Below are 22289 nucleotides of genomic sequence, written 5' to 3'. Positions count from 1 at the left end.
CGAACTTTCGGGGCGTTCGCGGCTCCGGCGTCCGGTCAGCGGCCGTAGGGTCGTCTCAGGGCACGCGAAACTCGAAAAAGTCGTCACCGGCGGCGACTTTTTCGAGTTTCGCGTGACCCGAGCGGAATTGGGACAGCTGGAGGGCCGTCGCCCGCGCCGGCACCGCCCGCGCCGGCATCGCACGACGTGCCGGCACCGCACGGGAGGCGTTCCTGTCAGCTCGAGGCGAACTGGGTGGCGTAGAGCTCGGCGTAGCGGCCGCCGCTGCCCACCAGCTCCTCGTGCGTACCCTTCTCGACGATGCGACCGGCTTCGACGACGAGAATCGTGTCGGCCTGCCGGATCGTCGACAGGCGGTGCGCGATGACCAGAGCCGTACGTCCGTGCATCGCCTGGGCGAGGGCCTGCTGAATCGCGGCCTCATTCGTCGAATCCAACGCCGAGGTGGCCTCATCGAGGACGACGATCTCCGGGGAGGCCAGGAGCATTCGGGCGATCGTCAGTCGCTGGCGCTCGCCTCCGGAGAGTCGGTACCCGCGCTCGCCGACGACAGTGTCCAGTCCATCGGGAAGCGCATTGATGACTCCCGTCAGCTGGGCTCGTTCGATGGCGTCGCGCATCTGATCCTCGGTGGCGTCAGGATTGACGAGTCGGAGGTTCGCGCGGATCGACTCGTGGAAGACGTGACCGTCCTGAGTGACGACGCCGACGGCTTCGCGCAGATCGGCGAACGACAGATCGCGAACATCCACTCCGCCGATGGTGATCCTGCCGCCCGTGACGTCGTAGAGGCGCGGCAGAAGTGAGGCGATCGTTGACTTGCCCGCACCGGAGGAGCCGACGAGGGCGACGGTGTGTCCGGCGGGAATTGTGAAGCTCAAGTCATGGAGGACCTCGTCGCTGCCGCGGGAATCGAGCACGGAGACGTCCTCGAGACTGGCCAGGCTGACCTGTTCGGCGCTGGGGTAGGCGAAATCGACGTGATCGAACTGCACATCAAGCCCACCGGCGGGCAGAGCCTCCGGCTGCGAGGGCTCCTTGAAGTAGGGCACGAGATCGAGGATCTCGAACACGCGCTGGAACGACACGACTGCGCTCTGGATGTCCAGACGGGCATTGGCGAGCATCGTCAGCGGAGTGTAGAGCCTGGTCAGCAGCAGTGCCAGGGTCACGACCTGACCGGCGTTGAGATTGCCGACCACAGCCTGGGCGCCGCCGACGCCGTAGACCAGGGCGAGGGCCAGGGCAGAGACCAATGTCAGCGAGGAGACGAACGTCGACTGCAGCATCGCGACCTTGACCCCGATGTCGCGGACCTGCCCGGCACGGTCGGAGAACTCCTCGTTCTCCTTGCGGGGATCGCCGAAGAGTTTGATCAGTGTGGCACCGGCCGCGGAGAACCGCTCCGTCATCCTCGTCGACATGTCGGCGGAGTTGTTCGCGGCCTCGAACTGCAGAGACGCAAGTTTACCTGACAGCATGCGGGTGGGGATGATGAACAGCGGCAGCAGGAGGATCGACATCACGGTCACCTGCCATGAGATCGTGACCATGACGCCGACGGTCAGAGCCAGGGAGACGAAGTTCGACACGATTCCCGACAGAGTGTTCGAAAACGCTCGCTGAGCACCGATGACATCCGTGTTCAGGCGAGAGACCAGGGCACCGGTGCGGGTGCGGTTGAAGAACGCGATCGGCATCGACTGGACATGGTCGTAGACGGCCGTGCGCAGATCGAAGATGAGCCCCTCACCGATCCGGGAGGACAGGTATCTGTTCGTGATCGAGATCGCGGCGTCGGCGATGGCCAGACCGCCGATCGCCACGGCCAGCCACACCACTGTTGAGACCGGGCCGCCGCCGGTGATCGCGTTGACGACGTCGCCGGCCAGCACCGGATTGAGCACACTGATTCCCGCGGTGAGCACGGAGAGGACGAGGAAGACGGTGAGCTTGCGCTTGTGCCGGGAGGCATACCCGGCGATCCGTCGGTAGATCCCCGGTTGGATCGAAGTCTGCGGGGTCTTCTGGGTCTTGACCGAGGAGTACATGACACGGTGCGCGGATGGCGAACTCATGCAGGCCCCTTTCTGCTGCTGATGCGACCGAGGCCCCACGGGGATCATGGGTGGTGACGTGCCAGAACACCCGGGGCGGTGCGGGGATCGCCCGCAGCCGGTCGCCGCCGCGGGCGGGTGGCCCACCGGCGAAGGATAGAACAGTGCACACTGTGCAACTGCGGAGAAGGCGAAACTATTTCCTCACGCCGGGCGAGGCCCGTCACAGCGCCATCGAAACGCGCCCCAACGACGCCGGCCACCGCAACCATCGCGCCGCACCGCCACAACGGTGCCGGCCACCGCACCATACTGCCGCGCCGCCGCAACCGCCGTACCGCAACCGCCGTACCGCAACCGCCGTACCGCAACCGCCGTACCGCAGCCGCGCCTCCGCAACCGCCGTACCGCAGCCGAGACCGCAACCGCCGCGCCGCAGCCGCGACGGCAGCAGTGCGATCGCAGGGTCCCGCTCACAGCTTCCGCAGCTGCACCTTCCGAATGGTGTGGTCGGAGGATTTGTGGAGCACGAGGTCGGCTCGGCCACGGCTGGGCTGGACGTTCTCGCGCAGGTTCGGGAAGTTGATGGAGTCCCAGATCTCCGTGGCCAGGGTGACCGCCTCCTCATCATCGAGCTGCGAGTAGCGGTGGAAGTAGGAGTCCTCGTCCTGGAACGCACCATGCTTGAGCTTGAGGAACCTCGAGACATACCACTGCCGGATATCTCGGGAGCGCGCATCGACATAGACGGAGAAGTCGAAGTAGTCGCTGATGGCCAAGCCCACGGTCCCGTCCTGACGGGGACGGGCGGGTTGGAGGACGTTGAGACCCTCGACGATGAGGACATCGGGCGAGCGGACGACCACCTCGGCGCCGGGGACGATGTCATAGGTGTGGTGCGAGTACACGGGCGCGCGGACCTCGGGCGCCCCGGATTTCACGGCGGAGATGAACTTGAGCAGTTTGCGCCGGTCATAGGATTCGGGGAACCCCTTCCGCCCGTTGAGACGCCGGCGATCGAGTTCGGCGTTGGGGTAGAGGAACCCGTCGGTGGTGATGAGTTCGACACGCGGGGTGTCGGGCCAGCGGGCGAGCAGCTCCCGGAGCACACGCGCCGTCGTCGACTTGCCCACGGCCACCGACCCGGCGACGCCGATGACGAAAGGTGTGCGCTTGGCATCCTGCGGTTCCAGCCCGCGTTCGTGCAGGGGAGAGAAGAACTCCCTGGTCAGATCGTGTTTCGCCCGGCGGGCGGAGACATAGAGGTTGAGCAGTCGTGACAGCGGCAGGTAGACCTGGGCCACCTCGTCGAGGTTGATCCGATCGCCGAGGCCGCGCAGCCTCTCGATGTCGCGCTGCTTCAGCGGCAGCGGAGTCGCCTGGGCCAGCGTGCCCCACACCTCCCGATCGAACTCCCAGAACGGGGACGTCGTGTCCGGCTCGCTCCGGCGGGCGATATTGAGGCCTGCAAGCCGGCGCGCACGGTCCAGCTGGGGGTCGACTGAGCTCATTCGCCCATTGTGTCATGCGTCATGTTCGCATCCTTCGCCGAGGTGGCCCCGCTGTCCCAGCCCACCCTCACCGGGATGGCTCGACGAACCCAATCCCACCCCCACCGAGGCGGCCCGACGAACCTAACCCCACCTTCGCCGAGGCGGCCCCACCGACTCGCGCGCGTGCAGTTCGTCACGTTGACCTGATCGTGACTCGCCGAAATACACGAGATCGCCGGTGAGTGCGTAAAATCTCCCTCATGTGTGGAATCGTTGGCTATGTATCGAAGGCCCCCGTTGACAATGCCGATCACTCGGCGCTCGATGTCGTGCTCGGCGGCCTGAAGAGGCTCGAGTACCGCGGCTACGACTCGGCGGGAGTCGCGCTCGTGACACCCGAGGGTCAGCTCGCCTCGGCGAAGAAGGCCGGAAAGTTCTCCGCCCTGACCGAGGAGATCGAGGCCAACCCGCTGCCCGCGGCACAGACCGGAATCGGCCACACCCGCTGGGCCACCCATGGCGGACCCACCGACGTCAACGCCCACCCGCACCTGGCCGACGGCGGCAAGCTCGCGCTCATCCACAACGGGATCATCGAGAACTTCGCCCACCTGAAGAAGGACCTCGTCGCCGACGGCGTCGAGTTCCTCTCCGAAACCGACACCGAGGTGGCCGCCGCCCAGCTGGCCAAGAACTACCGGACCACCGGCGACCTCACAGCCGCGATGCGCACGACCGCCGACGAACTCGAGGGCGCGTTCACTCTGCTCGCCGTCCATGCCGACCAGCCCGGACAGGTCGTCGCCGCACGCCGGAACTCGCCGCTGGTCATCGGCCTCGGCGAAGGCGAGAACTTCCTCGGCTCCGACGTCGCCGCATTCATCGACTACACCCGCACGGCGGTGGAGATCGGTCAGGACGAGGTCGTGACCATCACCCCTGATGAGGTCACGATCACGGATACGCAGGGCAACCTCGTCGAAGGTGAGCAGTTCCAGGTCGATTGGGACACCGCCTCGGCGGAGAAGGGCGGCTTCGCGTCGTTCATGGACAAGGAGATCCATGATCAGCCGCAGGCCGTGGCCGATACTCTGCTCGGACGCCTGGACACCGAAGGTCGGCTGACGCTGGATGAGATGCACATCGACGAGAACGTGCTCAAATCCGTCGACAAGATCGTCGTCATCGCGTGCGGCACCGCTGCGTACGCCGGGCAGGTCGCGAAGTACGCGATCGAACATTGGTGCCGCATCCCCACCGAGGTGGAGCTCGCCCACGAATTCCGCTACCGCGATCCGGTGGTGACGGAGAAGACGCTGGTCGTGGCGATCTCGCAGTCCGGGGAGACGATGGACACGATCATGGCCGTGCGCCATGCCCGTCAGCAGGGTGCGAAGGTCATCGCGATCTGCAACACCTTCGGATCGACGACCCCCCGCGAATCCGATGCCGCCCTGTACACGCACGCGGGCCCGGAGATCGCCGTGGCCTCGACGAAGGCGTTCCTGTCGCAGGTCGTCGCCTGCTACCTGCTCGGCCTCTACCTCGCGCAGCTGCGGGGCAATAAGTTCCGCGATGAGATCGCAGCGATCCTTAACGAACTGCAGACCATTCCGGAGAAGATCCAGCACATCCTTGATGAGACGAAGTCGCAGGTCCTCGCCCTGGCCGACCGCAATCAGGAAGTCGGTTCGGTGCTGTTCCTCGGCCGTCACGTCGGCTACCCGGTGGCGATGGAGGGTGCGCTCAAGCTCAAAGAGCTCGCGTATATCCACGCCGAGGGATTCGCCGCCGGTGAGCTCAAGCATGGGCCGATCGCGCTCATCGACGACGGTCAGCTCGTCATCATCGTCGTGCCGTCCAAGCGCGGTCGGGACTCGCTGCACGCAAAGGTCATCTCGAACATCCAGGAGGTGCGCGCCCGCGGTGCGAACACCGTCGTCATCGCCGAGGAAGGCGACGAGGAGGTCGATCAGTTCGCTTCCGAGGTCATCTTCGTGCCCGAGACGACGACGCTCATGGCGCCGCTGCTGACGACCGTTCCGCTGCAGATCTTCGCGATGGAGCTCGCCACGGCCAAGGGCCTCGACGTCGACCAGCCGCGCAACCTCGCAAAGTCGGTTACGGTCGAGTGATCCGCCTCGGTGCCGGGCCAGACGATGTCCGGTCCGGCACCTGAGCAGGTTGGTGTTCTCTGAGGAGGTTCGGTTATGGCGATTCTAGGGATCGGCACTGACATCGCGGATGTGCCGCGCTTCGCCGAGCACATCGAACGGGTGCCTGAACTCCTCGACCGTCTGCTCACCCCGGCCGAGCAGCTCAAACGCAACGGCAAACGTCGCACTGATGCCTCCTTGGCTGCCCGGTTCTCCGCGAAGGAGGCGCTGAAGAAGGCGATCGGCTTCCCCGGATGGCTGCCGTGGCAGTCCGCCGAGGTGGTCCCCGCCTTATCCGGTGCGCCGAGTTTCCGTCTGCGCGGGCTGGTGCTCGAACATTTCCGTGCCGTCGGCGGCACGAACATCCACCTGTCGATCACCCACGATGCGCACCTGACGATGACGTTCGTCATCGCCGAGGGGGAGGGGCCGTCGCTGAGTCCCGACATCGAGGGGGTCGCCGAGCATTTCACCCATTCGATGTACGGACGGAATCCTTCACCGGAGGTCTGACGCTAGGGGCCCGACACCGGACGACTGACGCCGCAGCTGAGACAATGAGTCCATGGACTCACGGACTCGCAGTGTTGCAGTGGTGCTCTTCGACGGCTTCGAGGTGCTCGACGTCTTCGGCCCCGTCGAACTCTTCAGCCGACTCCCGGATTCCTTCGCCCTGAGCTGTGTCGCGACACATCCGGGCCGCGTGCGCAGCGCTCAGGGCATCGAAGTCATCGCTTCCGAGTCCTTCGACACCGCGTCCACCCCGGACATCGTCCTGGTCCCCGGCGGAATGGGCACCCGCCAGCTGGTCGACGACCGAAGCTTCCTCGACAGCCTCGTGAACTGGTCGGCCGATGCCGACCTCATCACCTCGGTGTGCACCGGTTCGGCGGTCCTCGCGGCCGCGGGCCTGCTCGACGGGTACCGGGCGACGTCGAACAAGAAGGCGTTCACATGGGCGTCTGAACTCGGAGAGGCTGTCACTTGGGTGCCGCAGGCACGGTGGGTCGAGGACCGGGATCGGTGGACCTCATCGGGTGTGGCCGCGGGCATGGACATGACCGCCGCACTCATCGCCCATCTCCACGGCGCCGAGGCGGCCGCGACCGCAGCGCGCGACATCGAACTCGACATCCACACCGATTCCGACTGGGATCCGTTCGCCGCCCACCACGGACTGGTGTGAGCGTCGAATTCGAGTACAGTCTCGCACTACCGGGGCGTAATGATTTGTGCGGTGCGCTTGTATGAGGCGTAACCAGCACGGTAATAGACTCAGAACCATGAGCTCACTTCCCAGCACCTCCACCGACACTGCCGCTGGCGACGACACCACAACCCCGACAACCCCCATCCACCTGCCCACCGCCGAGGACGCCGCAGACATCGCGCCCGGCCTCGTCACCCTCCGCCGCGCACTCCATGAGAACGTCGAGGTCGGACTCGACCTGCCGGTCACGCAGAAGCTCGTCCTCGAAGCCATCGAAGGCCTCGACATCGAGGTGAGCACGGGAGAGAATCTGTCCTCGATCATCGTCGTCCTCCGCGGCGGGGCCCGCAAGGAGGACTCGACCGGGGTCGTGCCCGCCGTGCTGCTGCGCGGGGATATGGACGGGCTGCCCGTCACCGAGGCGACCGGATTCGACTTCGCGGCCACCTCGGGGAGGATGCACGCCTGCGGTCACGACCTGCATACGGCCGGGCTCGTCGGTGCACTCAAACTCCTCCACCGCGACCGCGAATCCCTGCCCGGTGACGTCGTATTCATGTTCCAACCCGGCGAGGAGGGATTCGACGGGGCCGGGAAGATGATCGACGAAGGCGTCCTCGACGCCGCCGGACCCCGCGTCAAAGCCGCCTTCGGCATCCACGTCTCTGCCGACGCCGACCTCGGAGTCGCCAGCTCCCGCCCTGGGTCCTATATGGCGGCGTTCTCGAAGATGACGATCACCGTCCACGGCAAAGGCACCCACGCCTCCCGCCCGGCCACCGGCAAGGACCCCATCCAGGTCGGAGCGATGCTCGTCGGCCAGCTGCAGGAGTACGTCACCCGCCGCTTCGACATCTTCGATCCCCTCGTCGTCACCGTCGGCCAGTTCAACGGCGGCACCGCCCCGAACGTCGTCCCCGACTTCGCGACTCTCGTCGTCAGCGTCCGCACGTTCTCCGAAACCGTGACCTCCCGCGCCGAGGCAGAGCTGCCCAACCTCGTCCGTGACCTCGTCGCCGCCCACGGGCTGTCCGCCGAGGTGGAATACGAACAGATCCTTCCCCCGACGATCAACAATGACGCCGAAGCCGAATTCTTCCTCTCTACCTTCACCGAACTCTTCGGTGAGGAGCGGACCGTGCGCAAGGCCAACCCGCTGCCCGGCTCCGAGGACTTCTCCCGCGTCCTCGACGCCGTGCCCGGCGCCTATGGGCACTTCGGTGTCGCGCTGCCGAACCTGCCGGTCGACGAACGAGAGGCCAACCATTCACCGCGCGCTCGCCACAGCGATGACGGCCTGGCCGACCAGGCACTGTTCCTCGCCCACTTGGCCGGTCGCCGGCTGGCACAGCTGGCCGAAAACTGACCCGGCAGTCTGGTCTGGAAAGTGGAAACGGCATACGGTGCAGGGACAGGTCCTATGCAGGGCGACGTCGAATCAGCAGCCGTGTCATGAAGAGGAGCAGTCGATGAGCGTGTTCGCCTACCCGAGCGAGATCATCCGGGAAGCCGAGGTGCCTCTGCTCGAGGCCGGCGTCCCGCTCATGGCCCGTGCGGCCCGGGCGCTGGCGAACATCGGCATCGACACGCTCACCACCCACCTCGGTCAGGTCGCCGGAACCAGGGTGTGCGTGCTGGCCGGTCCGGGCAACAACGCCGGGGATGCGCTCTTCGCCGCATCGACTCTGAGCAGGCGCGGTGCCGCCGTCACCGCCATCACACTCTTCGACCGCACTCACGACGAGGGGCTGACCGCCGCACGCCGTGCCGGAGCACAGGTCATCGCGTTTACGACGGCCGAGGCGAGCGCCGCTCCCACCAGCGCCGCTCCCACCAGCGCCGCTTCCACCTCCGCCGAGGCGGCTGGCCCCACTTCCGCCGAGTCTGCCCGCGCGGACGCGTACCGCGAACTCTCCCGCGCCGATCTCGTCCTCGACGGCATCCTCGGCACCGGCGGCAGGCGCGGACTGCCCGACCACATCGCGAAACTCATCGCCGTTTGGGCCCCGCACCGCACCGGGAGCCTCATCGCCGTCGATGTGCCCTCCGATCTCGACCCGGATCCCGACGACGCCGAGACCCGCCTGCATGCCGACCGCACCGTGACCTTCGGCGGATTGAAAGCCGAACTCATCGACCCGCGCGTGCACGAGTTCACCGGCAGGATCGACGTCATCGACATCGGCCTGGGACTCGATACAGATCTCGCTGTCGCCGAGCTGCTCGACTCAGGTGACCTCAGATCGGACTTCCCCCGGCCGCAGGAGAGCGGCCACAAATACTCCCGCGGCGTCGTCGGGGTCCTTGCCGGTTCCGAAGACTATCCGGGTGCGGGCGTGCTCACGACCACCTCGGCGGTGAGCACTGGGTCAGGTATGGTCCGCTATCTCGGCTCCCCGCTCGTCGCCGAGTACGTCCTCGGCCTCCATCCCGAGGTGGTCAGCTCCTCCGGACGGGTCAACGCCTTCGTCTTCGGGCCCGGCGACCCCGAAACCGAATTCGTCCAGGCCGCGGTCGACGCCCTCGGCGAATCACACATTCCCGTGGTCATCGACGCCGGCGGACTCGAGATGATCGGGCGAGCCGAGGCGATGGTCGGCACCTGGATGGCCGAGCGGCCGATCATCATCACCCCGCACGCCGGCGAGCTGGCCCGACTGCTCAGCCGACTCCTCGGCGAAATCATCACAGCCGGCCGCATCGGACAGGACCCGGTCGGGTGGGCCCGGCAGGCCGCGCAGCTGACCGGAACGATCGTGCTCCTCAAGGGCCACCACACCGTCATCGCCGCTCCCGACGGTCTGGTCGTCCTGCCCGAGCCGGGTCCGGCGAGCCTCGCCACCGCCGGGTCCGGCGACGTGCTGGCCGGGATCCTCGGCACGCTGACCGCGACCGCATCGGCACGGCACCGCTACGACGGCGATGACCTGCCCGTCCCGAACCGCGAATGGGCGCGGCTGGCCGGTCTCGGCGTGCTCGTGCACAACGCCGCCGGAGGGCGGGCCGTCACCGCCTCTGGGTTCGCCGATGCCCTCACCGAAGTGGTCGAGGAACTCATCCACGGCACCGACTGAACCGTGGGCTTCCGCCTCAGTGGATGAGGATCTGCGTCTCCGTCGATCCCTCCCACTTCATCGCCTTGACGAGGCTGGACTCGTACATCGATACGCAGCCGGCGGTCTTCATCGACTGCGTGTTCGCGTGTAGGAAGATCGCCGACCCCTTGCCTGGAGTGCGGGCCTCGTTGTAGCCGATGACCTGGGCATACTTATACGGCTTCGGCTGGTAGAGCGATTCGCCCTCGTATCCTTCCGACTTCAGCTGCATCGTGTTGTAGCCCTCGGCCTTCGTCGCGTCGCCGTCGACCCACACATGATCACGGGTGACCTTCGTCCAGGCCTTCTGCAGGCCCGGGTTCGCCGAGGTGCCGAATCCGTCGCGCATCCAGAACACTCCCTTCGGAGTCTTCCCGTCGCCTTCGCTCTTGCTCGACGTCGTTCCGTTGACGCCGAGCCGCGCCTTGTAGGGACCGCTGTCGCGAACGTACCGGTCGCCGGATTTACTGCACAGGTAGATATCGGCGGTGATCGTCGAGCGCTGCTTGACCTCGATGGCTTTCGCCGCCGTGACCGATTCGTTCGCCTCGACGCCGGTGCAGTGCTTCGCGGCCGCCTCAGCGGGGCTGGTCTGTCCGGTCATTGTGAGGACCGCCGCGACCATGACGGTTGCGATCACGATCGCGATGGTGCGAACTGATGTGGTGTGCATGATGTCTCCTTCTTCATCGAACGGTTCTGCGAACTCTTCTTCGCCGAACGCCTCGTCGGCTGCACCCGCGACGCCGGCACCGGAAGCGCCGACGGTCGCGGGGAAACAGCGTAGCGAAGGTGCTGACCGGGGACGGTGCATTCTCACATTGAAGATTTCGTCGGTGCGCCGCCTCTGCGAGATCGACCCCATCCGGCTCCGGCAGACGGTCCCGATACTGCTCGGCGGCAGGTGTCGGCGGTAGTCTTATCCAGTGACATCTTTCGACATCCCCGAGGCTCTTGTACGGGCCGAGATCGACGAGGCGGCCCTGCGGGACAATGCCGCTGTCCTTGCCGATCGCCTCGCACCCGCCCGCCTCAAATGCGTCGTCAAAGCCAACGCCTACGGCCACGGCGTCGACCTCATCGCTCCCGTCCTCTTCACGGCCGGATGGCGTGAGTTCTGTGTGGCCACGATCCCCGAGGCCCTTCACCTGCGCAGCCTGCTCGGCCCCGAGCCCGAGATCATCGCATGGCTCTACGGACCCACCACCGACCTCGACGAGGCGGTGCGCGCCGACATCCAACTGGGCGTGTCGACAGTCGAATCCCTCGACCGACTGACGAAGGCGGCCCGCCGCACCGGGGCCACGGCCCGAGCCCATCTGAAGATCGACACCGGCCTCGGCCGCAACGGCCTGTCACCGGAAGCAGTCGTCCGCGCCTTCGACTGGCTGCGCCGCCACGCCGAAGACAGCCGCAGCGCTGTCACCGACGACACTGACCCCACTCGCGACCCCGGCGCCACGACCGACCCCACCCGCGACCCCGGCGCCACGACCGATATCCGCATCGTCGGAATCATGAGCCACTTCGCTGTCGCCGATGAACCCGAACGCCCCGAGACCGCAGCGCAGAGCGCGGTCTTCTCCTCCGCCCACGGGCAGCTGCGGGCAGTGCTCGACGCCGCGGACGGCCGCCTCGGCGAATCGGATGACCTGGACGTCCATATCGCGAACTCGCCGGGCGCGCTCACCCTGGGACCGTGCCCGGGCACCTCGGCCAGGGTGGGGCTCGCGCTCTACGGACTGTCCCCGCTCGAGGGCGGGGATCCGACGGCCCTCGGGCTGCGACCGGTCATGCGGCTGGTCTCCACCGTCATCAACCTCAAGGACATTCCCGCTGGTCACGGCGCCTCCTATGGACTGACGTTCACCGCTGCGACCGACACCCGGTTCGCGCTCGTGCCCGGTGGGTACGGGGACGGCCTGCCGCGGTCGGCATCGAACCGCGCCGAGGTGGCCATCCGCGGTCGTCGCTACCCCGTCGTCGGGCGGATCGCCATGGATCAGATGATCATCGACATCGGCGTTGGAAACGACGAGGTGGCCATCGGCGACGAGGTCGTCATCTTCGGACCAGGCGGGCCGAGCGCGGCCGAGTGGGGGACCTGGGCGAATACGATCAACTACGAGATCGTCACCCAGCTCAGCGCACGTGTCGACCGCACAGTACGGAAAGGAGACGGACGATGAGGTTCCACCTCGAATCCTTGGAGCAGATGCGCACGTTCGCCGCCGCCTTGGCCGATCATCTGCGAGCCGGCGACCTGCTCATTCTCACGGGCAACCTCGGTGCGGGGAAGACGACGTTCACCCAATCGCTGGGGACGGCTCTCGACGTGGCCGGGCGGATCACCTCGCCGACGTTCATCATCGCGCGCGTTCACCCGTCGCGCAGCGGCGGCCCTGCGCTCGTCCATGTCGACGCGTACCGGTTGGCCGATGGGGAGGAGCTCGAAGACCTCGACCTCGACTCCGAGTTGGATGAGTCGATCACGGTCGTCGAATGGGGCGCCGGCATGGCCGAGCAGCTCAGCAGCGACCATCTCGACATCACCATCGCCCCGGTGTGGGACGACGACACCGACGACGAGGAACTGATCGGGGCCGATCCCGCAGACGAGTCTGAGGACGAACGGCGCACCGTCGACCTCACCGGCTGCGGGGATGCCTGGGCCGCGCGCATGCCCCGAATCCAGGCTGATATCTCGGCAGCTGCGAACGTGAGCGTCGAAAACCCGGCCTCCGCGGACCTGCCCGGCGAGGGCTCAGCGAATGAGGGAGACGAATCATGATCATTCTGGGCATCGACACCTCGCAGTCGGCCTCCGTGGCCCTCGTCGACACGGACACCGGTTCGGTCATCGCCGCCGAGCAGGCCGACGACCAGCGTCGACACGTCGAATTCATCGGCCCCGCGCTCGCCGACGTGCTCGCCGCGGAGGCCCAGCCCGAACTCGTCGTCGTCGGCATCGGGCCCGGTCCCTTCACGGGACTGCGAGTGGGCATCGCCGCCGGCATCGCCGTCGGCCAGGCCCGCGGAATCCCGGTCAAGGGCCTGCTGTCCCAGACCGCGATCGCCGAAGAGTTCGTTCGCAGCTCAGCGGGAGGCCCGCCCGGACCCGGCTCGGAGAGTGCCTCGGCAGCCGGCTCGACCGGCCCGAGCCCCGTCCTCATCGCCTCGGACGCCCGCCGCAAGGAGGTCTACTTCAGCGTCTATGACTCAGCCGATGCTTCGCTGAGAGCCGGACCCTTCGTAGCGAAACCGCCCGAGGTCGCCTCGGTCCTCGCCGCCAACGGTTGTCGGTTCGACCCGTTCGGAACCGAGCAGGCAGGGAACGAGGCCGCATCCGTCGAGTCGGCGACCGCAGCAACGGCCCTGATCGGCGAGAAGCTCGGCCGCGGGTTCCTCCTCTACCCCGACACCCTCGGAGCCACGACCACTGAGTCCATCACCGACCCCCGTGCCGAATACCTCGCCTTCGCCGCAGCACGTGAACTCGCCGCGGGTCGAGAACTGAGCGAACCGATCCCGGAATACCTGCGCGAACCCGATGCGAAGGCGACCCCGGTGCGCGAGAGCTCACTGAGATGACCTCCGTGACCATCGCCGAGCTGCCCTGGTGGGACCTCGCCGAGGTGGCCGACCACGATGCGGCGATCTTCGGGCCCACCGCGTGGACTCTCGGCTACTACTGGTCGGTCAAGGCACAGAACGGCACGATCATGCTCGCCGCCAGGACCGCCTCGGCGGGGGAGAACGGGCCCCTCGACGGTTCGACCGCGACGCAGGGCAACACCAACTCGGCGGGGGAGCTGGCCGGCTGGGTCGTCATGTCCGCATCCGGTGCGGAAGCCGATGTCATGACCATCGCCACCACCGAGGCGGCCCGCGGGCAGGGCATCGGTCGAGTCCTGCTCGACGCGGGGATCGACTGGGCGAAGGACCGCGGCGCCGAGGTCGTCCACCTCGAAGTCGACGAACGCAACACCTCGGCGCTGGCGATGTACGCGTCCTTCGGATTCGTGGAATGGGGACGGCGCCCGGATTACTATCCGGGCGCCGCGGCCGTGCTCATGCGTCTGCGGATCGGTGACTAGGCGACCGGAACCGCGCGCTGTTCGGTGGCGTCGGTGAGGTCGACGAGGAGGTCACCGTTGAGGCGGAAGGCCTCCATGGTCTCGTCGATGACGATCTGCTCGTCGCCGCCGGTCGACGCCACTTCGTCGAGGAGGCGGCGGTAGGCATCCTTGTACGGCTTCGTCTTGCCGAGTGCCGCGAAGTCCCACATCGTCAGTGAGGTCGCGGGCAGGCTGTAGTGACGTCCCATGAGGGCGCCGATCGCCTGGCCGCCGGAGAGATCCCCGAGGTAGCGCGTGTAGTGGTGGGCGATGACCTGGTCGGCTCGTTCGAGTCCGGCAAGGTGCGCGGCATAGGCGGCAGCGCTGGGCATCACAGGCAGTTCCGCACCGTCGAGGGCGGAGAGGTCGGCTGCGATGCGCTCGGAGCGGAAGAGGTCCGCGTCGTGGAAGGGCGCGAAGACCGGATCGTCGGCGAACTCCCGCGACTTGGACTCGAGCACGGGATAGATGACCTCGTACTGCTTGAGCAGGAGAGCGTAGGCCCGAGAGTCGAGCCGTCCTTCCATGAGGTCGACCATGAAAGTGGTGTGCTCGACCTCGTCGTGGATGGTGGCGGTGCTGGCCTTGAGGCGAGCGGAGAACGGTTCAGACATGATGTTTCCTCGTTGAGAGATCGTCGATCCGAATGACGGTTCGCGATAGCGGGTCTTAGGGGTGAGTCCGTCCCGGTTCGGAACTCAAGTTTCGAACCGGGACGGACTCGCTGGCTCACTACATTACTTGTCTATGGCCAGTTTAGCGCTTGCGCATCCGCGAGAACAGAACAGAACCTGCGCCGAGGATGATCAGACCGAGCGCGATCGGCAGAGTCATCAGATCGGCACCGGTGCGCGGCAGGTTCGATCCGTCGGAGCCGCCGGAAGCGGATCCTTCGGTGGACGATCCCGCCGAACCCGAACCTGCGGATCCCGAACCGGCACTGTCGTCGGAGCCGGAAGCGTCGGCCTCGGCACCGTCGGCCGCACCTTCAGACGCGCTCGAACCACTGTCGGAACCGGCCTCGGCGCCATCGGTCGCACCGTCGTCACCGGCTCCGTCTGCTGATCCGCCGTCCGAGTCGCCTGCGCTGCCGGCGTCGTCATCGGCGGCCTCGTCCTCGTTCACAGTGACGGTGAACTCGGCGGGGTCGGAGGGCACGCCGTCGACCGTGGTGATGGCCGAGTAGGCGTAGGTGCCCTTGGCGCTCGGCGCCTTGGCGGAGAAGTTGCCTTCACCATCGGCAGTGACCGTGACGTTGTCCTCGGCCGGGACAGTCGCGGCGAATGCCTTGACCTGGCTTCCGGCGTCCTTGTCGACCACAGGGGTCCACGCGAGGTTCACCTCGGCGTTCGGGGTGGTCGTGCCCTTGACGAGTCGGTCCTTGCCGACGGTCTGGTCCTTGACGACAGGCTTGGCAGGTTTATCCTCGTCTCCGTCGGAGCCGCCATCGGAATCATCTCCGTCGGCAGCGCCACCGGCATCCGAATCGGAACCGTCGGCATCACCTTCGGCGGCATCAGCTGCGCCGTTGTCGTCACCTTCGGCGGCATCAGCTGCGCCGTCATCGTTGCCTTCGGCGGCATCAGCGGCGCCTTCTGCACCGTCGTTGTCGCCTTCGGCACCGTCGGCAGCGCCGTTGTCATCGTTGCCTTCGGCGGCGTCAGCAGCACCCTCATCGTCGGACTCGGCACCGTCGGTGTCACCTTCGGCGGCATTGTGGTCTGCCTCGCCTTCAGCGGCGTCGGCTGCACCGTCGTCAGTGCCTTCGGCACCATCGGCTTCACCCTCGGCGGCGCCTTCGTCGGTGCCTTCTGCACCGTCGTTGTCGCCTTCAGCAGCGTCGGCAGCGCCGTCGTCACCGGCCTCGGAACCGTCGGCTGCGGCGTCATCCTCATCATCCTCACCGGAGAACAAGGCGTTCTTCTGCTCATCGGTCAGTTCGAGAGGTTCGCGATAGAGCTCGGCATCGCCGGTGGGCAGGCCATGGGCGACCCAGGTGAGCACGTCGTAGTCCTTGGACTCGTCGAGGTCGGTCGCCTTCGCGTTCACGTCGACGTCGATTGTGCCGTCCTTGATCTGCGGAGGCATCACGTACTGCACGGCGGTCGTGTTGCCGGCCGTGACGTCCTTGCTCGCCAGGTCACGGTCGACGATCGCCGCGTAGGCACCCGCCGAAGGCTTGCCGGTGCTGGCCTCGGGGAGGTTGTCGTAGCCGTCGCCCGTGACGTTGACGGTGAGACCGTCATCGGCGCTGGCCGACTTCACCGAATGTGAGGTCGAAACCTTCGGCGCCGGGGCCTGCGCGGTGTATTCGACCGTCAGCGGGTTGGTCTTCTTCCGCGGCTGGATCGACGTGCTCGCTCCGGCGGTGGTGTACCAGTACGAGTCCTGACCGGTCTCGACGTTGAAGTCGATCCAGTCCTGTGGCATCGCACCCCACCAGGACTCGTTCTCCGCGGTCTTCTCGGACTGCAGGTTGCGGCCGTCGGTGTCGGTCTCCACGCCGAGGTAGTCGGGGGTGAATTCGAAGCCGTCGTCGGTGACGTCGACTTCGCCCTGCTGGATTTCGACGATATCGCCGTCGCGAGCATCGAGTTTCTTCCAGATGCTCAGGTCGTCCATATCGGCGCCAAAGCCCGAATAGGTTCCCGTGATCGTGCCCTTGCCGTCCTTGACCTCGAGCTTCGGATCCGAGATCGTCCAGTAGGTCATGCCGCCGTAGTAGGCGAAGGACCAGGAGCCCTCCCACTGGATCGAAGCGCTGTCCTTGTCGGGGTCGACAGTACCCGTGCCGTTCGCGATCTCGATGTGGTCACCGGTGTGGTTGTTCTCTGCTTCGGCGTTGACCTTGCCGTTGACCGAGTTTCCGTCACCATCGGTGCAGCGGTCGGCGAAGTTCGACGCCTTGCCGTTCGTCTTCACGATCGAGGTGTTCCCGTCGGTGAAGTTGCCGTCATCGTCGACCGGGTAGATGGTTCCGGCATCGTCGGCTGTCCAGATCCGGGCCATGCCCGTGTCTCCGGCCTCACCGGCGATGAGGAAGTTGCACCCACCGAAGTAGGCGCCGCCGGTGGATTCGTCGTTGACCGACCAATTGAACACGGCGTCGTCGACGGTCTTGTCGACTGCGCCGAACGCCGGGGCGCTCATGCCCATTCCCAGCAGGCCGGTGGCGGCCGCGATCGCCGCCCCCGCCGCCAGCGGCGAAGTGAAGCGCCGAGCCTTCCCGGCCCGTGCGCGCGCACTCTTGTGCGTCATAGATTCTCCTCATTTTCAACGTCGTACACGGCGAAGACCGCGTGCCGCCAGGCATCCGAAAAGATCCTGGATTCATCATCAGCCGAAGTTGTGGATTCGCTGAACGGTATATAGACTACACAGACATAACCTAAAAAGCCAAGGTAAGCCTCACTTATGAATGTATAGCCTTGCCTTAACTAAATGACTTTCAGGAATGTTCGAGTAACTCATGCAGAAGTGGTCTTTGCGCAGGACTGTGCGCCGCCGATCGTTCCGCCGGACCGCCTGGTTCGCCGGGGGATTGGTGCTGGCGATCCTGTTATGGAACAACGGAATCCACAACATCGGATCGATCAACGCCCAAAGTGAGGGCGGCTGTCAGCAGCCTCCCGCCCGATCGACGCCGGACATGCCCGACGTTCCCGAAGTCGACCGTTCGGCGCTGCCGGACCCGACGGCGATCACGGGGCAGACGACCGCCTACACCCAGGCCGGAGAGATCCCGCCGGTCTCCGACACCGCCGCACACGAAGCGAATCTGCCGGTGACGGTGAAGAGCAACGATGGTCCTGCGCAGACGGTGAAGAAGACCGACCGGATCCTGGCGATGAACCAGAACGGCGGGATCGCCGCCGCCGTGGTCGGCCTCGGCCTCGGCTGCAACCTCGTCGGCCGCGACATCGCCACCGACTTCTCCCAGCTCGTGCCCGGCGCCGAGCAGCTGCCGCTGATCACCCAGGGCGGGCACGAGATCAACGCCGAGGCGGTGCTCGCGCTCTCGCCCGACGTCATCCTCACGGATACGACGATCGGCCCCTATGATGCACAGCTGCAGCTGCGCAACGCCGGCATCCCCGTCATCTTCATCTCCTCGTCCTACTCCGAGGGCGTGCGCTCGGCCGGTCCTCAGGTCCGAGAGGTCGCCGAGGCGCTCGGTGTGCCCGAGCTCGGTGACAAACTCGCCGAACGCACCGTCCGTGAGATCAACGACACGCAGAAGGCAGTCGCGAAGCTTGCTCCCGAGGATCCTGCCGACCGCCCGCGGACGGTCTTCCTCTACCTGCGAGGCAATATCTACTACTGGTTCGGGGTCGGCTCCGGAGCAGATTCGCTCATCCAGTCCGTCTCCGCCCGCGACGTCGCCGCCGAAGTCGGATTCGAAGGCATGTCACCGACGAACTCAGAGGCCCTCATCAAGGCAGCACCGGACGTCATCATCGTCATGACCCTGGGACTGGCCTCGGTCGGAGGGATCGACAAGGCCCTCGAACTGCCCGGCATCAAACAGACGCCGGCGGGCAAGAACCGTCGGCTCGTCGACATGAGCGACTACGAGGTGATGAGCTTCGGCCCGCGTTCGGCACAGGTGCTCGCGGCACTCGGCACCGCGATCTACGCCCCCGAGCTCGCCTACCACCCTGACCATCCGCCGAAGTCCATCGAAAAGCGTCTGAAAGAGATCAATGAGGAACTGGAAGAGGATGAGGCATGAGTGAGTCCACCGAGATACGGGACCGCTCACTGCGTCGCTCCCGCCGCGACCGCCTCGGCGAGGGTGGTGACAGCTCTGCCGACTCCGCAGCAGGAAACCGCGCTGAACCGACGAGCCGTCTCAATCCCGCAGGAAAGGGCGACGGCCTCGACCTCGGACGCATCCGCGGTCAGCGCACCGCGCGGGCAGGAACCCTGTTCCTCATCCTCATCATCGCCCTCATCGCCGCCTGCGTGCTCTCAGCTGCGATCGGTCAGCTCTTCATCCCACCGCTCGAAGTCGTCGGTTCGCTTCTGAACAAGGTCGGACTCGACTGGCTGCCGGGACCCAGCCATGACTTCGGTGAGGAGGCCCTGTGGCAGGTGCGCTTCCCCCGCGTCGTCATGACCGTCCTCGTCGGTGCCGCGCTCGCCGTGGCCGGGGCGATGATGCAGGGTGTCTTCGGCAACCCACTGGCCGAACCCGGAGTCGTCGGAGTCTCTTCCGGAGCCGCGGTCGGGGCCAGCGCCTCGATCCTCTTCGGCTGGTCCTTCCTCGGCGCGTTCACCACCCCGACCTTCGCCTTCGTCAGCGGCCTGATCACGACCTTCATCGTCTACACGGTCTCCCGGTCAGGCGGACGCACGGAGGTGATCACGCTCGTGCTCACGGGTGTCGCGGTCAATGCGATCGCCGGGGCCGCGATCGCGTACATCACCTTCGCCGCCCCCACCTCGGCGAGGGAGCAGATCGTGTTCTGGCAGATGGGCAGCTTCAACGGAAGCCTGTGGTCGCAGGTCGGGCTCATCCTCCCGCTCATCGTGTTCGGGATCATCATCGCCCAGACCCTGGCACCGGGACTCGACATCCTCTCACTCGGGGAGAAGAGCGCCCGCCACGTCGGCATCAACGTCGAACGGCTGCGCATCATCGTTATGGCCGTCGTCGCCCTGCTCGTGTCCGCGGCCGTCGCATTCTGCGGGATCATCGCCTTCGTCGGCCTCGTCGTCCCGCACATCATCCGCATGATCATCGGCCCCGGCCACCGGCTGCTGCTGCCGGCCAGCGTGCTCGGCGGTGCCGTGCTGCTCTCGATCGCCGACCTCGCCGCCCGCACCCTCGTCGAGTTCGCCGATCTGCCGATCGGCATGCTCACCTCGCTGGTCGGCGGACCGTTCTTCTTCTACCTCATCAGACGCAGCCGCAAGGAATCCGGAGGTTGGGCATGAGCATCATCACCGTAGGCAGATCAGCCGTCCGCCGCCCGGACTTCCCCGTCGCCGGCAAACCCATCATCTCCGTGCGCGGAGCCGAGGTCAGCTTCGGCGAACGCACTATTCTCGACGGCATCGACCTCGACATCCGGTGCGGGGAGGTGCTCGCCATCGTCGGCCCCAACGGTGCCGGCAAATCGACGCTCGTCAACGTCATCACCGCCGACGTCGAACTCGAAGCCGGGAAGGTGTTCATCGACGACGAGGTGGAGTACTCCTGGTCGACCCGCGAACTGGCGATGCGCCGGGCGGTCCTCCTCCAGGACATCGGAATGGCGTTCCCGTTCACCGTCCTCGAGGTCGTCGAGATGGGCCGCTCCCCGTGGGCGGGCATGCGCGAATCCCAGCACGACGACCTCATCGTCGCCGGATCGATGTCGCGGACCGAGACCGTGCAGTTCGCGGCCCGGAAGTTCACCTCCCTGTCCGGAGGTGAGAAGGCCCGCGTGGCCCTGGCCCGGGTGCTCGCGCAGGCGACCCCGGCGCTGCTGCTCGACGAACCGACCGCGCCGATGGACATCCGCCACCAGGAGCTCGTCCTCCAGCAGGCCCGCGACTACGCCTCCACCGGCGGAGCCGTGGTCATCATCGTCCACAACCTCGACCTCGCCGGTGCCTACGCGGACCGGATCGCGATGATCTCCGACGGATCGATCATCGCCGACGGTCCACCCGCCGAGGTGCTCACCGCCGACCGCATCAGCGACGTCTACGACTACCCCGTATCCATCTTGGCCGACCCGAACACCGGAGCACCGCTGGTCGTGCCCGTTCGTGCCGGCCGAAAGGAAGACTGACCCATGCTTGACAACGCACTCAACCGGACCATCGCCTCGGTACCGGTGAAGCGGATCCTCGCGCTCATCACGATCTCCGCGCTGTTGGCCGTGGCCGTGGGCCTGACGGCGACGATGCTCAACCCCACCCCCGCCGAGGCGGCCCCGAAGGTGTCCGTGTCCGGCACCCCGAAGGCCGATGGTGAGTCCGAACTGGGGCTTTCGGGATCGGGTTTCCAATCCGTCGAAGGCGGGTTCGGAGGAATCTACGTCCTCTTCGGCTGGGTCGACGACGCTTCCGGCGGATGGCGGCCGAGCAAGGGCGGAGTCACAGGGTCGAACTACCGCTACGTGTACGACGATGAGACCAAACCGGCCGGATACCAGCTGTTCGTGACCTTCCCCGGCTCAAGCACGGCGTATGCCGCCAATGGCGGTGAAGTCGCGGCGAACGGCACCTGGAGCGGAACCATCAAGATCCCCGGCCAGAAGTTCACAACCTACGACCGGTCCCAGAACGAGACCGAGGTCGACTGCGGCGAGGTCCAGTGCGGGATCATCACGATCGGTGCCCACGGCGTCGACAACGCCAACAACGAATCCTTCACCCCCGTCGACTTCGCCGCTTCCGGTGCCGCCGCCGGCAAGGATGCGGAGAAGAACGAGAATGACGAGAGGAAGTCGTCCGAGAACAAGGATGAGAAGAAGGACGATGGGGGCTCCGGCGGGGGCGACGCTCCGGCCGTCGACCCCGCGCAGAACCCGAATGCGGCACCGGTGGCCAGTGAACCGCCGATGAGCACCTCATGGCTGATCTTCTTCGCCATCCTCGCCGGAGTGCTCGTGCTCGGTTCGATCATCGCGATCGGCCTCGGGTTCGGCATCGGCGGGTACCTCGCGGCCAAGAGTCTGCTGCTGGGAGTCAGCCCGGCGGCGATGGAGAAGGAACGCGACCGGCGCGAGCGCAAACGGATCCGGACCCAGCACAAGCTGGCCAAACGCCGACTCGCGATCCAACGGAAGAAGAAGCTGCAGCTGGCCAAGCTCGAACGCGGCTCCGACCGTGCCGTGGCGCACGCGAACCATCAGAGTCTCGGCCCCGGCAACGGCAAGCTCCCGCCGCAGGTCATCGCCTTCTTCGAGGACGAGGACCGGAAGTCCTCGGGGAACCGCAGCGGAGGCGACGACGTCGGTTCGGCGCCGAGCTTCTACACCGGAAGCGCCCTCTCCGCCGGACCGGTCGCCGACGGCACGGCTTCGGGGGACGGCGGGACCGCCTCGGCGGGGGAGAGCGATCCGGAGGATCACAAGGACACGCGGGTTCTCACCCGGGTGGCCGCGGGCGACGCCGAGACCACCACCATCCCGACGACGAACTCATGACACGCGCACGGACCGT

18 protein-coding genes are annotated in these 22289 nt (G+C 66.5%); 13 read left to right on the top strand and 5 right to left on the bottom strand.

The features are described from left to right. Positions 1-215 precede the first annotated feature (215 nt). Together EB835_RS14275 and coaA are read right to left on the bottom strand one after the other, a co-directional pair. Positions 216-2078, bottom strand: coding sequence for an ABC transporter ATP-binding protein (locus EB835_RS14275; protein WP_135810119.1), 1863 nt, complete (start codon positions 2076-2078; stop codon positions 216-218). A 452-nt stretch (positions 2079-2530) separates the two neighbouring features. Next, complete coding sequence (gene coaA, locus EB835_RS14270; protein ID WP_135810118.1) at positions 2531-3568, bottom strand: type I pantothenate kinase; 1038 nt, start codon at positions 3566-3568, stop codon at positions 2531-2533. Positions 3569-3810: 242 nt separating this feature from the next. On the opposite strand from coaA, the gene glmS reads away from it, so the two are divergent. The 5 genes from glmS to EB835_RS14245 all read left to right on the top strand — a co-directional run bounded on the left by glmS (position 3811) and on the right by EB835_RS14245 (position 9990). Continuing rightward, positions 3811-5685 (top strand): glutamine--fructose-6-phosphate transaminase (isomerizing), encoded by a 1875-nt coding sequence (glmS, locus tag EB835_RS14265; protein WP_135810117.1) that lies wholly within the window; start codon positions 3811-3813, stop codon positions 5683-5685. Between the two features lie 75 nt (positions 5686-5760). Continuing rightward, entirely contained in the window at positions 5761-6219 is a 459-nt protein-coding gene (locus tag EB835_RS14260) for a holo-ACP synthase (protein ID WP_135810116.1), read from the top strand. Positions 6220-6271: 52 nt separating this feature from the next. After that, entirely contained in the window at positions 6272-6892 is a 621-nt protein-coding gene (locus EB835_RS14255) for a DJ-1/PfpI family protein (RefSeq protein WP_135810115.1), read from the top strand. Between the two features lie 97 nt (positions 6893-6989). Next, a complete protein-coding gene (locus EB835_RS14250) occupies positions 6990-8282 on the top strand; it encodes a M20 metallopeptidase family protein (protein ID WP_135810114.1) in 1293 nt (430 codons plus the stop codon). A 103-nt stretch (positions 8283-8385) separates the two neighbouring features. Further along, on the top strand, positions 8386-9990 hold the full coding sequence (locus tag EB835_RS14245) for an NAD(P)H-hydrate dehydratase (protein WP_101639120.1): 1605 nt from the start codon (positions 8386-8388) through the stop codon (positions 9988-9990). A 16-nt stretch (positions 9991-10006) separates the two neighbouring features. On the opposite strand, the gene EB835_RS14240 is transcribed toward EB835_RS14245, so the two are convergent. Continuing rightward, positions 10007-10684, bottom strand: coding sequence for a hypothetical protein (locus tag EB835_RS14240; RefSeq protein ID WP_135810113.1), 678 nt, complete (start codon positions 10682-10684; stop codon positions 10007-10009). Between the two features lie 253 nt (positions 10685-10937). Here EB835_RS14240 and alr point away from each other — a divergent pair, with 253 nt between their 5' ends. From alr to EB835_RS14220, 4 genes are read left to right on the top strand one after another with little or no spacing between them, the layout of a single operon-like run. Continuing rightward, positions 10938-12200 (top strand): alanine racemase, encoded by a 1263-nt coding sequence (alr, locus tag EB835_RS14235; RefSeq protein WP_135810112.1) that lies wholly within the window; start codon positions 10938-10940, stop codon positions 12198-12200. Then, on the top strand, positions 12197-12802 hold the full coding sequence (gene tsaE / locus EB835_RS14230) for a tRNA (adenosine(37)-N6)-threonylcarbamoyltransferase complex ATPase subunit type 1 TsaE (protein ID WP_135810111.1): 606 nt from the start codon (positions 12197-12199) through the stop codon (positions 12800-12802). Before alr ends, tsaE begins: the two co-directional genes overlap by 4 nt. Beyond that, entirely contained in the window at positions 12799-13602 is an 804-nt protein-coding gene (gene tsaB / locus EB835_RS14225; protein WP_135810110.1) for a tRNA (adenosine(37)-N6)-threonylcarbamoyltransferase complex dimerization subunit type 1 TsaB, read from the top strand. Before tsaE ends, tsaB begins: the two co-directional genes overlap by 4 nt. Further along, a complete protein-coding gene (locus EB835_RS14220; protein WP_135810109.1) occupies positions 13599-14108 on the top strand; it encodes a GNAT family N-acetyltransferase in 510 nt (169 codons plus the stop codon). The genes tsaB and EB835_RS14220 overlap by 4 nt, the downstream gene beginning before the upstream one ends. Here EB835_RS14220 and EB835_RS14215 read toward each other — a convergent pair. Both EB835_RS14215 and EB835_RS14210 read right to left on the bottom strand, forming a co-directional pair. Further along, on the bottom strand, positions 14105-14743 hold the full coding sequence (locus tag EB835_RS14215) for a biliverdin-producing heme oxygenase (RefSeq protein ID WP_135810108.1): 639 nt from the start codon (positions 14741-14743) through the stop codon (positions 14105-14107). The genes EB835_RS14220 and EB835_RS14215 overlap by 4 nt on opposite strands. Positions 14744-14885: 142 nt before the next feature. Further along, positions 14886-17387 carry an LPXTG cell wall anchor domain-containing protein gene (locus EB835_RS14210; protein WP_135810107.1) on the bottom strand — a complete coding sequence of 834 codons (2502 nt, stop codon included), beginning with the start codon at positions 17385-17387 and terminating at the stop codon, positions 14886-14888. 226 nt (positions 17388-17613) lie between these two features. Here EB835_RS14210 and EB835_RS14205 point away from each other — a divergent pair, with 226 nt between their 5' ends. The 4 genes from EB835_RS14205 to EB835_RS20315 are packed head-to-tail and all read left to right on the top strand — an operon-like array spanning position 17614 to position 22273. Further along, entirely contained in the window at positions 17614-18861 is a 1248-nt protein-coding gene (locus EB835_RS14205; RefSeq protein ID WP_240688756.1) for a heme/hemin ABC transporter substrate-binding protein, read from the top strand. Further along, positions 18858-20069 (top strand): FecCD family ABC transporter permease, encoded by a 1212-nt coding sequence (locus tag EB835_RS14200; RefSeq protein ID WP_101638843.1) that lies wholly within the window; start codon positions 18858-18860, stop codon positions 20067-20069. The genes EB835_RS14205 and EB835_RS14200 overlap by 4 nt, the downstream gene beginning before the upstream one ends. Further along, the gene (locus tag EB835_RS14195; RefSeq protein WP_101638844.1) at positions 20066-20911 is read left to right on the top strand and encodes a heme ABC transporter ATP-binding protein; all 846 of its coding nucleotides are present in this window, start codon (positions 20066-20068) and stop codon (positions 20909-20911) included. The genes EB835_RS14200 and EB835_RS14195 overlap by 4 nt, the downstream gene beginning before the upstream one ends. Before the next feature lie 3 nt (positions 20912-20914). Continuing rightward, on the top strand, positions 20915-22273 hold the full coding sequence (locus EB835_RS20315) for a hypothetical protein (protein ID WP_168216747.1): 1359 nt from the start codon (positions 20915-20917) through the stop codon (positions 22271-22273). The last annotated feature ends 16 nt before the right edge of the window (positions 22274-22289 follow it).

Source organism: Brevibacterium sp. S22 (assembly GCF_004745485.1).
Lineage (GTDB): Bacteria > Actinomycetota > Actinomycetes > Actinomycetales > Brevibacteriaceae > Brevibacterium.
The sequence above is the reverse complement of the archived record's forward strand: the minus strand, read 5'-3'. Positions and strand labels throughout refer to the sequence as shown.